We start from the raw sequence: 14,311 nt of genomic DNA, 5'->3' as shown, positions 1-14,311 counted from the left end.
AGCCGGCGATAGCACAACCCAATTGAACAGGGCCCGCCCCAGGGCGGGCCGTGTTTGCGCGTGCCCGGCCTGTGGGCAAGCGCGATGCAGCGGCCCGCAGGCACGTTGTCCCAATCGAAACGATGGTTGTCTGGAACTCGGGAGATGCGCAGCCCGCTGCTCTCTTACCCTGCGTCTCTACTTGGCATTCTGGATTACTGCGATGGGTTCGCCTTCTTTTTCCGCACGGCACGGCCGTCTTTCGCTCCTTGGCGTGGCGGTCGTCTTGTTGGCGGGTTGCTCGTCTTGGATCGCCCATGCGCCGGCACAGCCACACCCGGAACGCATCAATGCCCTGAGCCACCTGCCGCAAGGTGTTTCGGCCCAGGCGTTACCCGAACGTTGGTGGCAGTTGTACAACGATCCGCAACTCGATGCGCTGGTGCAGCAGGCATTGGTGCACAACCGCGACCTGGCCGCGGCCCAGGCCCATGTGCAATCGATGTTGGCCGGGATCATTCAGGCCGATGCCCAGCGCTGGCCGTCCACCCAGGCGTCACTGGGCGCCGCGTACGGCAAGACGGCCGATGATCAGACCCTGGCCGAGGCCACCGATAGCCGTGCTCCGTCACAGTGGGCGTTCAACCCAGGCTTCGAGCTGGCTTATCAAGTTGACGTCTGGGGCCAGGTCCAGCGCAGCATCGAGCGGGCCCAGGTTCAGGCCGCGGCCGCGCAAGACGCCGAAGATTTGCTGCGCATCACGGTCGTGGCGCAGACCACTCGCGCCTATGTCAATGCCTGCGCCCTGGGGGCACGCGCCAAGGTTCAGCGCCATTCGCTGGAAGTGGTTGGGCAAAGCCTGGCGTTGACCGATCGCCAGCGGCAGGCCGGTGTGGTGACTGATCTCGAATACACCCGCATGCAGGCGCTGCAGGGCGAAACCCAGGCGCTGTTGCCGATGCTGGAGGCGCGCCGGCAAGCCGCGCTATACGAATTGGCGATGCTGACCGGTGTGGCCGACCTGGAGCAAGGCGCTGGCGCGGCGACGTGTGAGGTCGTGCCGCAACTCACTGCCGAACTGCCGGTGGGCGATGGTTGGCAATTACTGGCGCGCCGCCCCGATATCCGTCAGGCCGAGCGAGCGTTGCAGGCGGCCACGCTGGAGGTGGATATCGTCCAGGCCGACCTGTATCCGAAGGTGACCTTTGGCGCTTCAGTGTCTTCATCCGCCCACAAACCCCATGAGCTGGGAGACAGCAGCGCAGTGATGTTCGGCATCGGCCCACTGATTACCTGGCAGTTCCCCAACTGGCGGGCCAATCGCGCGCGGGTCAGCCAGGCCCGGGCGCTCGAGCAGGTGCAAGTGGCGCAGTTCGAAGCCAGTGTGCTCAAGGCGCTCAAGGAGGTGCGCCAGGCCCTCGCGTTGTACGACGGCGAGCGTCAGCGCCACGCCGCCTTGAGCCAGGCGCTGGACAGCAGCCGCCACGCCTACACGTTGGCCCAGTTCAATTACGACGCCGGGTCCATCGACTTTCTTGACGTGCTGGATAGCGAACGAGAGCTGATTCGCTTGCAGGCCACGCGCGCCGATGCCGATGGCCAATTGTTGCAACGCCAGATCAGCCTGTTTCGCGCGCTTGGCGGCGGTTGGCAGTCTTCCTCCGCCGATACCCAGGCCGCTGCGCTCACCCACGCTTCCGTCACTTTTCCCGGTACCCAGCCATGAATATCGCTGTTGATGAAAAAAATGTTTTCCAGGACGAGCAGGAGCATGTGGTCGAGCAACTCATGCATGCGCGCAAACAACGCCGCAAAAGGAACTTGATGCTGCTGGGCGGCGCTGTGCTGTTGATCGCGGCGGTGGCGTTCGGGGTGTACTGGATGACGCTTGGCCGTTACCTGGAGCAAACCGATGATGCCTACGTGCGTGCCGACTGGATTCCCATCAGCCCGAAGGTCTCCGGGTATGTGGCCCAAGTGCTGGTGGAGGATGATCAGCCCGTCAAGGCCGGGGATGTGCTGGTGCGCATCGAGGATCGCGACTACCAGGCCCGGCTGGAACAGGCGCGTGCGCAATTGGCGGAAACCCAAGCCGCGGTCGCTGCCCAGCAGGCCAACCTGCAGGTCACCGACAGCCTGATCGCCCAACAAAAGGCCGGCGTTGTCCAGGCTGAGGCACATACTCGCAGCGTGGCTGCCGAGTTGCGCCGCGCCAGCCTCGACCAGCAACGTTACAAAGGCTTGGTCCGCGCACACGCCGCCAGTGCCCAACGTCTGGAAACGGCGGCCGCCAGTTATACCCAGGCCAATGCCGCAGTGGAAATTGCCAAGGCGATGCAGCGCCAGCAGGAAACTCGGTTGACCGTCGCCGTGACCCGGCGCCAGCTGGCCGAAGCCTCGCTGCAACAGCAGATTGCCCGGCGCAGCCAGGCCGAGGCGCAACTGAACCTGGCGACCCATGCGCTGGAGGATACGCTGATCCGCTCGCCCATCGACGGTGTCGTGGGGCAACGCAAAGTGCGTACCCGCCAATACGTTGCGCCGGGCTTGCCGCTGCTGGCGGTGGTGCCCTTGCAGCAGGCCTACGTGGTGGCCAACTACAAGGAAACCCAGTTGCGCGACATGCGTGCCGGCCAGGCGGTGGATATCAGCGTCGACAGCTATTCGGGACGCCAGCTCAAAGGCCACGTGGTGAGCTTCTCTCCGGGTTCGGGGGCGGTGTTCGCGCTGCTGCCTTCGGACAACGCCACCGGCAACTTCACCAAGATCGTGCAGCGCTTTCCGGTGAAGATCATGATTGATCAGCATGATGAGGGCGGGCCCATCCTGCCGGGCATGTCCGTGATCACCACCGTTGACACCCGGCCGGTTACCCAGGGCGCCGCGCATGACTGAAGCGGCTGAAAAGACGGTTTCCTTTCGCGCCTGGGTGGCGGTGATCGGCGGGCTGTTCGGCTGTTTCATGGCCGGCATGAACGTGCATGTGACCAGCGCCGCGCTGCCTGAAATCGAAGGTTCCCTGGGGGCGACCTTCGAGGAAGGCTCGTGGATCTCCACCGCGTACCTGGTTGCGGAAATCGTGATGATCCCGCTGACCGCCTGGCTGGTCCAGGTGTTCTCCCTGCGCCGGGTGATGCTCGTGGGTTCGTTTGTGTTCCTGGTGGCATCGATTGCCTGCTCCTGGGCGCCCAACCTGGAAGTGATGATCATCATCCGGGTGATCCAGGGGGCCGCCGGCGCGGTGCTGATCCCCTTGTCATTCCAGCTGATCATCACCGAGCTGCCTCCCAGCAAAATCGCGATGGGCATGGCCTTGTTCGCCCTGTCCAACAGCGTTGCCCAGGCCGCCGGCCCGTCCATTGGCGGCTGGCTGACCGACGCTTATTCCTGGCGCTGGATTTTCTACCTGCAACTGGCCCCAGGCATTCTCTTGTTGTTGGCGGTGGCGTGGTCCATCGATGCCAAACCCATGCAGTTAAGCCTGCTCAAGCGCGGCGACTGGGGCGGCATCCTGGCCATGATCGTCGGTCTGGGCGGCTTGCAGATCGTACTGGAAGAAGGCGGGCGCAAGGACTGGTTCGGCTCCGACTTCATTGTGTGGATGTCGCTGATCGCTGGCATCGCCCTGGTGTACTTCGTGCTGTCGCAGTTGTATGGCAGCCGTTCCTTTATCAATCTGCGCCTGCTCAAGAGCTACAACTTCGGGGTGGCCAGTGCGGCGATGTTCATTTTCGGCGGGGCTACGTTCGGCCTGGTGTTCCTGGTGCCCAATTACCTTTCCCAGTTGCAGGGGTACAACGCCCGGGAAATCGGGATCAGCCTGATCGCCTACGGCATGGTGCAACTGGTGCTGGCGCCGTTCATGCCGCGTCTGATGAAGTGGCTCAACCCGAAACTGATGGTCGCCAGTGGCTTTTTCATCATGGCCCTGGGGTGCTACCTCGGCGCGCACCTGGATGTGGATAGCGCCGCCAACGTGATCATTCCTTCCACCGTGGTCCGGGGCATTGGGCAGCCGCTGATCATGGTGGCCCTGTCCGTGCTGGCGGTTTCCGGTCTGGCCAAGGATGAAGCCGGTTCCGCCTCCGCCTTGTTCTCCATGCTGCGTAACCTTGGCGGTGCCGTGGGCACTGCCGGCTTGACGCAGATTGTGGCCATGCGCGAGCGCTTTCATTCCGAGCGGGTAGGGGAATCGGTGACGCTGTTTTCCCCGTCATTGCAGGAGCGCCTGCGCGCCAGCATGCAGGGCAGCGAAGATTTCATATTCAACCAACTGTTGCCCGCCCAGCAGCAGGTCCTTGCGGGCCTGATCCATACCGTGCGCCGCGAGGCATACCTGATGGCCTACAGCGATGCATTTTATGTGTCCTGTGTCGCCTTGATCCTGTGTGGCGTGGCGGCCCTGGCATTACGGCAACAGGCAAAAAACTGAACACCACGCGACCCGCAGGCAGTGGGCGGGTCGTTGTTAACCAGCAAGAGGGAACTTGAATGGTAAAAAGGCTAATGGCCGTTTCATAGACTCATTGATTGCTAATTTAGCAACTACATGAAGTTTGTTTGCGCTCGAATCAGGGGCGTAGGCCAACTATTGCCTGACAAAGTTGATGTTATCAACTTTGCTCGGGCTTCTGTTTTTGTGTGTTTTTTAGTTGTGAAATAAATTGTATTGTTTTTCCAGAAAACACTTGCTGGTACCCGTTAACTTCCTCTAAGTTTCGTCTTGCTTCGGCGGCTGACCTCTTGTGCTGACGAAGTACTGTCATGTAACGCAATTGAAATGCACTGCATGCTGGCCGGTAATGGCGAGATAAGCCTGCTCATGCCTGGAAAAAGACAGGCAGGTCTATTTCGAGTGGCCGGGATGTAACTTAAGCCTGATAAGGAGAGCAGCATGGACGATAAAAAGTCGCTATTGAACGCAAAGAAAACGGAACTGGGCAATCATCGGATTTTTGCTGAAATCAATTCCTTGCCAGTCCTGCGCGCCTTTATGGAAACCCATGTATTTGCCGTGTGGGACTTCATGTCCCTGGCCAAGCGCTTGCAACAGGACCTGACTTGTACTCGTCTGCCTTGGCTACCACCGTTGGACCCGGCTGCCGCACACCTGATCAATGAGATCATCCTCGGCGAGGAGTCCGATCAAAACCTGCAAGGTGGTCACTACAGCCATTTCGAACTCTACCTGCATGCCATGCGGGAGGTGGGCGCCAGCACCGACAAGATCGAATACTTTGTCAAATTAATGCGCGAGGGCGTCGACCTGCAAACTGCCCTGACGCGTTGCGAAGCCGGTCTGGCAGCCTCCGCCTTCGTCACCGACACCATCGAAACCGCGATCAACGCGTCCACGCACAGTGTTGCCGCCGCGTTTCTGCATGGCCGTGAAAGCGTCATCCCGGAGATGTTCCAGCGAATCCTCGATGATTGGGAGATCACCGCTGACGACGCGCCAACGTTCCGTTATTACCTGCAGCGCCACATTGAAGTCGACTCGGAAGATCACGGCCCAGCCGCAGAAAGCCTGCTGGCGCGCCTGGTCAATGGCGATGCCCAGCGCCAGGACGAAGTCTACGTGTCGGCCATCGCGGCGGTGCAAAGTCGTTTGGCATTGTGGGACAACCTGCGCGTGGCCATGCGCGAAACGGTCAGTGAGTGCGTGGCATGAACTTCGAAGTCATCGAGGCCGAGCAGGCTCAATGGTTTGAGGTGAGCTCTGAACGGGGCATCACCCTGACCGTCTTCAAGGACACTTTGGACCCTATTACGAAAACCGGTGTTCGTACACGGTTAGTCCGTTTTCACCCAGGGGGCGGTACCCGTGAAATCTACACCCATGATTATCACGAAGAAGTCTATTTGATTGAAGGCGACCAGACAGAACTGGCCAGTAAGGAGCGCCCCGAAAAAACCTACCGCGACGGCAGTTACTTCTTCAGGGCGGCACATACCGAGCACGGACCGTTCAACTCGAAAGACGGTTGTCTGTTGTTTGAAGTGCACTACTACTGATCATCATGAACAAAGGGAAAGATTCATGAGAGCTGAAGAATACCAGTCATTCTCCGAGACGTGGGAGGAGCGTTCGACCATTCGTACGCGACCGAGGCGGCGTTTGGAAGATGACGGAAAGTTGATATTCCCGATCAGTCGTCAACCGCTGGTAATGGGCGCGACGTTTATTCGCGAGTGCGCTCACTTGCAGCATTACGTGCTCGTTCAAAGTTTGTACAAGTTCATTAATGATGTGGTGATTTTTGAAACGGAAATTGTCGACAAGACCGCCAGGAGCATTGCGAAAGATAACTTCGCCATCCGCTTCCCGTTTGCCTGTCGCTATGACGCGATGACCGTGGTCGTCGATGAGGACTATCACGCGCTGGTGGCGATGGACTACATGCAACAGACCATCGAACTGACCGGGATCGAGCCCATCGCCTTGCCGGCGGAAATCGAACTCAGCCGTTCGATTCCCAAGGCATTGGCCATGGCGCCCGAGCACCTCAAGGCGGCTGTCGAGTTGATCTGTGTGGCGATTGCGGAAAACACCCTGACCAATGATGTCGCGGCATTTGCCCGGGACGACTCGGTCAAGGCTTCGGTCAAGGGGTTGATGGCAGACCATCTGGCGGACGAGGGGCGGCACTCGGGCTTCTGGGCCAAATTGACGCGTATTTACTGGAGTACCGCGAGCGAGGAGGACAAGCGTTCGCTGGCCTCGATCATGCCGGTATTCCTGGATGAGTACCTGACCAACGAGATCCAGCAGGGGTTTGATTTCGCGCTGATCGAGCAACTGCCGGTGAGCCCTGGCGTCAAGGCGGCGTTGCGTGAAGAGGTCGAAGGCATGAGTTTTCCGATCACGCCGTCTCACCCACTGGTAGGCAACATCGTCCGATTCTTCAAACACAGCGCCCTGCTCGATGCGCCCTGCATGCAGGAAGCGCTCGCCGATTATCTGCGCTAGAGGACAACTTCAATGAGACATCTTGATATCGTTCTGTGCGGGCGCAGCCAAGCGCTCGCCTGCCTTACGCAAGAGCTGGAGCAGATGGGGCACACCGCCCACCTGTTGACCAGTGATAACGCCATTGATCCTTGCCAATTACCGGCGCCGGACTTGTTGATAGATGACGCCAGCACGGCGCAATCCGCGCATTATCCGGCGTGTCACCGCCTGTCTTTGCGGGCGCGGTCCGACGCTGTCAGCGATGTTTTTGCGCCCGTACAGCTGGAGTGCCTGTGGCGTCCTGGCGAGGGTGACTGGATGCTGCTGGACCGTCGCGAAGTCTGCGCGGCCGCCGGCAATGGTGCCGACCTGGCACGTGAGGCGATCGTGCAAGTGGTGGAGATGGCCAGCGTGCACATCGGGCGTTTCTCGCGCAGCGTCGACTACCTTGAGGTGCCGCGTGAGCCGGTGCCGGCGAGCGACAGGTTGTCGAGCCTGACCCTGCTCGATCGCCTGGCTTGGCTGCATCGGCATAATGCGAGCGTCAACGCCGGGGTACTGGAGGAGGCCAAACGGCCCTTTGTACAACGTCTGGCCGACAGCCTGCTGGCAAACGCCGAGCGCAACGCCCTGAAAGTGCAAGGGCGTGGCATGTCCTACGCGCAACTGCACGCCTATAGCGTGGCGATTCAGGAACGCTTGCAGCCTTTGCTTGGGGCCCCCGCGGGTGGGTTGACGGTCGTCGGTATCTCGCTGCCCAAAGGGACAGCGCTCTACGCGGCCATCCTGGCGGTGATCGGTTGCGGCGCCGTGTACTTGCCTCTGGACCCGAACCATCCTGTCGAACGCCGCGCGGCGATCCTCAAGCATGCCGGCGCCAGCTTGCTGATCCAGGACCCGCAGAAGGACAACCCGGTGCCTGGCCTGGCCACCCTGGACATCAGCCACCTGGATTTCTTCCACCATGGCGCCCAGGGTTACAGCCGGGTAGCCCTGGCCCCGCATCAGAGCCTGCTGCGAGTACCGCTGGCAGGTTCGGCGCCCTGTGTGGCGATCTACACCTCGGGCACCACCGGGCAACCCAAGGGCGTCTTGCTGACGGTCGACAACTTGAGCCACTTCTGCGCGTGGTATGCCCGCTATGTGGAACTGGACCTTAACAGCCGCGCCTTGCAGTTCTCGACCATCAACTTCGATGCGTCCTTGCTGGATATCTTCCCCACGCTGATCCAGGGCGGCGAGTTGATCGTGCCCACCGAAGACCAGCGCCGCGACCCGGTGGCGCTTGCCGAGTTGATCCAGCAAGAGCAGGTCACCCACGCGTTTTTGCCGCCGGCCCTGCTCAGCATCATCCAGCTCGAATCGCTGTACGGCATGCAGCACCTGGTGACGGGCGGGGATGTGTGCGAGCCCCATGTGATCGAGCAACTGGTGGGGCACTGTGCGCTGCACAACATTTACGGCCCCACCGAAACCACGGTGCTCGCCACATGCCGCACCTTCCAGCGCGGGGACAACAACCGCAACCTGGGGGTGCCGATTGCCAACACGTCTATTTACTTGCTGGATGAGCACGGCCAACCGGTAGGCGAAGCTGACAGCGGTGAGATCCACATCGCCGGGCCCGGCGTGGGCGCAGGCTACCTGGACGCCCAGCAAATGACCGCCGAGCGTTACCGCCTGCATGAGTTGCCCGGCGGCCAACGGGTGCGCCTGTACCGTACCGGCGACCTGGCGCGTTGGACGCAGGAAGGCATCCAGATTATCGGGCGCCTGGATAACCAGGTGAAGATTCGCGGGTTTCGGGTCGAGCCGGAAGAAATCGAGCACCTGCTGCAATCCAGCCAGTTGTTCCGTCAATTGGCGGTGGTCATTGATCACCAGCGCCGCATCCTCGCGTTTTTCTCCCAGCCCCAAAACGCTGAGGGGCAAGCGGCCAGCGAACGGCTGCAGGCTTACGCGCTCCAGCATTTGCCCGACTACATGCGCCCCAGCGCCTACTGCCTGCTGGACCGGTTACCGGCCACGGCCAACGGCAAAATCGACCGCAAGGCGTTGAAAGACCTGCCGGTCAACTACAAGACCCAAGGACCGCGCCTGGCACCCCGCAACGCCACCCAGGAGCAGTTGCTGGCGCTGTGGTCCAGGCTGCTGGACATGCCTGGGGCGGACATCTCCGTGGATGACAGCTTCTTTAACCTGGGTGGGCATTCGATCCTGTTGTCGCAAATGCTCATGGGCATTCGCGAGACGTTTGGCAAAGGGGTCTCGATCAACCGGTTTATCGAACTGCCCACCCTGATCAACCTCGCCAACCTGATCGACCAGGACGTCGAGGCCACCGCCACGGTCAGCCCCCAGGCACTGCAAGACGCGTTGATCCGGCCTGAACTGGACGTGTTGCCGATCAGCCGGCTGGGCAACATACACAAGGTCATCGTGACCGGCTCCAACGGTTTTCTGGGCGTGCATATCGTCGAGGCACTGCTGGAACTGGGCAGCACTGAAGTGGCGTGCCTGGTTCGCGAATCGGCGGGGCTGAGCGCCCAGCAACGCTTCGAACAGGCGCTGATCCAGAACCGTCTCGAGCATCTGGACGTGAGCCGGGTAAAGGTGTTGGCGGCGGATATCAGCCAGCCCCGCCTGGGGTTATCCGAGCACGACTATGAGTGGCTGGACCGTGAATACGGCGTGTTGATCTATAACGCGGCCAACGTCAACCACGTGCTCGACTATGAGTCGCTGGTCAAGGATAACGTCACGCCGGTACTGGAATGCCTGCAACTGTGTGAAGGGCGCAGCAAGAAGATTTTCAACTTCATTTCCACCCTGTCTGCCTCGAGCACCGTGGATGAGCACGGACGGGTATTGGAGGAGCCGCCGGCCTTCACGCCGCCGATCTACATTCGCAATGGTTACAACCTTTCCAAGTGGGTGGCTGAGCGCATCTTGTGGAATGCCAGTGAGTCGGGCGTCTGGGTCAACCTCTATCGCCCGGGAAACATCGCGTTCAATACGCGTACCGGCGTGTGCCAGCCGCATCAGAACCGTTTGATGCTGATGCTCAAAGGCTCATTGCAGCTTAAGGAAGTACCGGAGCTGGCGCTCAATTTCGACCTGATGCCGGTGGACTTCCTGGCACGCTTCATTGCGTTTCACGCCAGTCGCCATAACCGCTCCAAGGCGGTGTTCAACCTGCACAACCCGCTGCCGTTGACATGGGCCCACTATCTGGAGGCATTTCGCGCCGCCGGTCACGATTTCCAGATGGTCCCGGTGACGCAATGGCAGCAACGCCTTTCGGCGATCGACAGTGATAACGCGCTGTTTGGCGTGGTCGGCTTTTACCTCAATGGGTTTGAAGAGGACATTGGCGATATCTCGATGATCGAGTACCGCAACGCGCTCTCAGGCATCCAGAGCATGGGCGAAGACTACCCGGCCAAGAACAGTGCGCTGCTGCAAAAAGGCTGCGACTACCTCAAGCAAATCGACTTCATCTGACCAAAAAAGGAGTTTTCTCATGCAACATTTTGAACCCGACACCCTGGTGCGCAACCCAGTGGGCAACCCCGTCGTCGCCAGCGTCACCGTAAATGGAGATGCCCGCAGCGTGTGGAATATCGTCGGCGATTTCGCCGGCTTCGCAAAATTCATCCCTGCGCTGTCCCATATCGAAATGACAGGCGAGGGCGTCCGTTCTGTGCGCAAGAAACTGTTCAAGGACGGCAACGTGGTGATCGAACAACTCAATACCCATGACGACCCAGCCATGACCATGACGTGGTCACTGATCTACACCTCACTGAACATCGGCAACCTCTGGGCAGTGATGCAGGTCGTGGAAAAAGGAGAGAAACAGAGCCAGGCCACCTGGACCATCATTGGCGAACCCTACACCGGCGGCAAGGAAGATATACCGGAATTCGAAGCCTTCCTGCAGGGCTTTGCCGACAGCGCGATGAAAAATGTACAGGAGTTGTTCGTTTGACTTGAAGGCCTGGGGTGACGTAACCAGGGCGGCCTTTCTTGGGGCGCTTTGGTTGCGGTTGGGGTTAACTAGATGCATACCGTACCGCCTGTACCCGTTGGCTTCATTGCGTTGGGGTGGTGATCGGGTATGGGGCATTACAGGAGGGGTTTCGGTATTCCAAAAAATTATCAGTGGATGGTTTGGAGACGGGCTTTGATGGATTCTGCTGGACGCTATCGGATTTTGATGGCGTTGAAAGCCGCGTTTTTTTTGTGCCGGGGTAATCTGAACAGACAATTTAAGTTGTTGATTTCAAATAAAATACCCGGTTTGTTTTTTTATCTGGAATGCCATCTGGAATGCCAATGACATTTGCTTGGTACCTTGGGGCATCTTGATAGGGTGCGATTGCTATACCGCGTCTCTGCTACTTATCAGGCGGCAGCCGAAGTGAAGCGCTGAGGCCGAGCAGGTAAGTCGCCCTCCGAGATTTTGTCATTTTAATTTCTCGGTGACTTGCTGCTGTATTCCTTCCGGTCAGACCGCTGGGGCTGACTGGCCTAGCTAGATAGACCTTGGACTCATAATGCTTCTCTATGACGGTATCAATGACCTTCTGGATCGACCACATTTAGCGTAGCTGCATTTGCATCTTCGTCGTGGGTTAGCGTCGGCATTTCTTCTCACGTAAATATCTTCTTCAGGGCGAGCGGCTTCCGCTGAGGTCGGTGCTTACTCTTACCGCCCTTCGAGTCGGACCCGGTAGTCATTTTTCATAGGGGCGGTCCCTATTTGATGCAAGTGTCTATCTGAAGGTCAGATCCGTTTTCGCCAAGTCTGTCATAATTTACATGTTATAACGTAACCTTTTATTCTGATTTTTTTGATCCCGTGCATAACCGTGACAATCGCGCGCGATTTCTCATTGTTGTGCCGGCTTGCGCATGGAGCTCCCAGTCTGTGTTCTGGTTCTCTGCGCTCAGCGAGGGGGATGTTTTGCAGCTACAGCTTACCCGTTAATCGCGGACTTTGATGAAGTAGCTCGGCTGAGCCCCAAACCCATTCCTTACCTCGGGCTTCCAATACTCATGTTCGCTGAACAGAGGAAGCTCCTTGATCGTGAGCGTTTCGCCGTTCTTCAGTTCGGGCTCTCCTCTTTTGAGCAGGATCGATTCTTGGAACCGGTAGCGGCCTCCTTCCTTGGCGATATGCCCCAGCTTGGTCAGCAGTTCGATGGCTGCCTCCAAACGCTCGGTATTGGCCCGTCCCCTGAGACTACTGGGGCCGTACTGTTTCACCTGGGTTAGTGTGAAAGTGGTTCGTTGCCCGGTCATCAGATCGTCAGGTGGCGCCGATGAGAGGCGCGTGTTGGGTGAGGAGTCGTTTCTGTTCCTGTTTGTAGGTCTGTCTGCGAGAGGGTTTTCTTTGTGGGCGGTTTTCAATAGGTAGTGTGCCAGTTGGTTCGCATCCGTCACGAGCTGCGGCTCGTTGGCCAAGTGCTCGATGAAGTGCTTTGAGCAGTTCTGAGCGAACTTCCAGCAGAACTCCAGGGTAAGGTAGTCGATCTCGGTATCGCTGTCTGAGGTGCGCTCGAACGTATGCAGGATCGCCGCCAGACGACTCGTGTTTTCCAGCAACTTGGAAGCGTGATCCTTAGCGTAGTGGTATAGGCCGTTTTCCTGCATTTGTTGTTCGAGTTGCCGACTGTACTGGTACCAGAGATTTGCGGCCGGCTCCGAGAAACGTAGTACTTGGCGATCAGGCGAAACGGAGGGGGCCAAGCACTCGCGGATGCGGGCATTGAAGGCCTGTAGGCGAGGCAGCTCAGATAGTTTTTGATCGGTACGTTGGCCCGCCATTGAGCGGGGCTTGGCGACCAGGAAGCGGGCGAGAAAGCCCGTGCCGCGAGCCTCCTCCCCGCGCCTGCCCATGAAGCGGGCGATCACGCTCGGTTGTGCCATTAGTGACAAGGTGAGACGGGCATTTTGGAGAATGAAGCCTTCTCTGGAAATGCGATCGACGATAACGCTGCTGCCATCCCAGAGAGTATTGAGTTTGTCGAGCTCACCCAAGGCCTTGCCGCTGAAAATACTGTTCGCTTCGCTAGTCAGCAGGCAACCGCTGGGCGTGTTTTCGTAAAGCATCTGCACAAGGGCCTGCGGGGTGGTGTCTTCATAGAGGAACTTGCCCGAGCGGGCGGGTTGCGGTTCAGCTCTGACATGCTCAGCGACAGTAGTCAGGGCTGTGCGCGTGGCGGCGTCGTCGTCTTGGGCTGCGTATTTGCTGTACATACGCTCCAGGTGTCTCTTGCGCGTGCTCCATAGTTGCTGTTCGACCCGATGCTCCACTAAGGCGACCTCGTTGGCCCGATGCGCTGCATCATTCAGGTCGTTGATCGCCTCGAAAAAATTGTTCTGTGTGGTGGTCTTGCGTTCACCGGAGTCCGCGATGGTCAGCAGCATCAGCGAGGTTGGCACTTGGTGGCCGGTTGGCATTCGGATATCGATACGTTTCTGGCAAGCGGTGGCCATGGCCCCAAAGGCGCACATCATTGCCATTTCTCGGGAAACCTGCAGCTCTCGGGCTGCCTCAGTTACAGCGGCCTCTACCAAGCTGTGCTCGCGGAAACAGGGCCAGCCGTTCTGGTAGGTAATTGGTTCACTGCCAATGGATTCAGATTTGTCATTATATGTATTGATCATTTTTACCCGCTATTTCTGCTAGCAAATAGCGAAAATAGCAGACTATTTAAATTACTTCTTCATTTGATTTTAGCGGGCATGAGGTGCGGCATGTATTTCTCCCAACTCTATTGGGACACGGATTGAATCGCGGCTCTGCGCGGTTTTTTTATACGTCCCCTGCACATCCTCTGAGCCACAGAGGAGCCTGCTCATGCGAATCATCCGTCTGAAAGAAGTCATCGACTCGACAGGTCTTGCCCGGTCGACCATCTACAAATACATCGCGGAAGGCACCTTCCCGAAACCGGTATCTCTGGGCGACCGCTGCGTCGGCTGGGTCGAGAGCGAGGTGCACGATTGGATCTTGGCAAGGATTGAGGAGCGTGATCTGACCGAGAGCTCTGCAGTGCGGTCCTCCGGTCACCTGAGCATGGCCAGTTAGAAACCAGCATAAGCGCCATGACCAGTTATGGCTGGTCATGGCGCTTATGCTGGGTAGGCTGGATTCCCACGTCGGACGCCCCAGAAGGCCGAGCAACACGATGGTTTATTTCCGGAGTAGATAACCTGAAGAACTTCACGGAGTGGCCGTGAAAAAACACCCCGCGATCACGGTGCAGTCGAGAGCATCATTTGCGGCACGAGTATTATGCTTTTACTAGCTTCTCCTACCCATAGGGTTCGCAGGGTTGCTGAGGTATGAGCTGCAAGCACTAACCAGGA

10 protein-coding genes are annotated in these 14,311 nt (G+C 58.7%); 9 read left to right on the top strand and 1 reads right to left on the bottom strand.

Going from position 1 to position 14,311, the window contains the following annotated elements:
* Positions 1-202 precede the first annotated feature (202 nt).
* The 8 genes from AC6CIA_RS20670 (at position 203) to AC6CIA_RS20635 (ending at position 10,922) form a co-directional block, all read left to right on the top strand.
* A complete protein-coding gene (locus AC6CIA_RS20670) occupies positions 203-1,705 on the top strand; it encodes an efflux transporter outer membrane subunit (protein WP_498314676.1) in 1,503 nt (500 codons plus the stop codon).
* Positions 1,702-2,874, top strand: a complete 1,173-nt coding sequence (locus AC6CIA_RS20665; RefSeq protein WP_498314674.1) for an HlyD family secretion protein — start codon at positions 1,702-1,704, stop codon at positions 2,872-2,874. Before AC6CIA_RS20670 ends, AC6CIA_RS20665 begins: the two co-directional genes overlap by 4 nt.
* Entirely contained in the window at positions 2,867-4,411 is a 1,545-nt protein-coding gene (locus tag AC6CIA_RS20660) for an MDR family MFS transporter (protein WP_339531034.1), read from the top strand. The genes AC6CIA_RS20665 and AC6CIA_RS20660 overlap by 8 nt, the downstream gene beginning before the upstream one ends.
* A gap of 462 nt (positions 4,412-4,873) precedes the next feature.
* On the top strand, positions 4,874-5,650 hold the full coding sequence (locus AC6CIA_RS20655; protein ID WP_498314672.1) for a DUF3050 domain-containing protein: 777 nt from the start codon (positions 4,874-4,876) through the stop codon (positions 5,648-5,650).
* Positions 5,647-5,994: a DUF4437 domain-containing protein gene (locus AC6CIA_RS20650; protein ID WP_339531031.1), complete on the top strand. Its 348-nt coding sequence runs from the start codon at positions 5,647-5,649 to the stop codon at positions 5,992-5,994. The genes AC6CIA_RS20655 and AC6CIA_RS20650 overlap by 4 nt, the downstream gene beginning before the upstream one ends.
* 25 nt (positions 5,995-6,019) lie before the next feature.
* A complete protein-coding gene (locus AC6CIA_RS20645; protein ID WP_498314670.1) occupies positions 6,020-6,949 on the top strand; it encodes a diiron oxygenase in 930 nt (309 codons plus the stop codon).
* 12 nt (positions 6,950-6,961) lie between these two features.
* Complete coding sequence (locus tag AC6CIA_RS20640) at positions 6,962-10,435, top strand: amino acid adenylation domain-containing protein (RefSeq protein ID WP_498314669.1); 3,474 nt, start codon at positions 6,962-6,964, stop codon at positions 10,433-10,435.
* Between the two features lie 19 nt (positions 10,436-10,454).
* On the top strand, positions 10,455-10,922 hold the full coding sequence (locus AC6CIA_RS20635) for an SRPBCC family protein (RefSeq protein WP_498314667.1): 468 nt from the start codon (positions 10,455-10,457) through the stop codon (positions 10,920-10,922).
* Positions 10,923-11,920: 998 nt separating this feature from the next.
* Here the strand turns inward: AC6CIA_RS20635 and AC6CIA_RS20630 are convergent.
* Positions 11,921-13,606 (bottom strand): YfjI family protein, encoded by a 1,686-nt coding sequence (locus AC6CIA_RS20630; protein ID WP_498314666.1) that lies wholly within the window; start codon positions 13,604-13,606, stop codon positions 11,921-11,923.
* A gap of 193 nt (positions 13,607-13,799) precedes the next feature.
* Here AC6CIA_RS20630 and AC6CIA_RS20625 point away from each other — a divergent pair, with 193 nt between their 5' ends.
* Positions 13,800-14,030 (top strand): helix-turn-helix transcriptional regulator, encoded by a 231-nt coding sequence (locus tag AC6CIA_RS20625; RefSeq protein ID WP_498314664.1) that lies wholly within the window; start codon positions 13,800-13,802, stop codon positions 14,028-14,030.
* Positions 14,031-14,311 lie beyond the last annotated feature (281 nt).

It is taken from the genome of Pseudomonas sp. GQ91, assembly GCF_059758795.1.
Note: the sequence above shows the minus strand (reverse complement) of the source record. Positions and strands in the feature narration are given on the sequence as shown.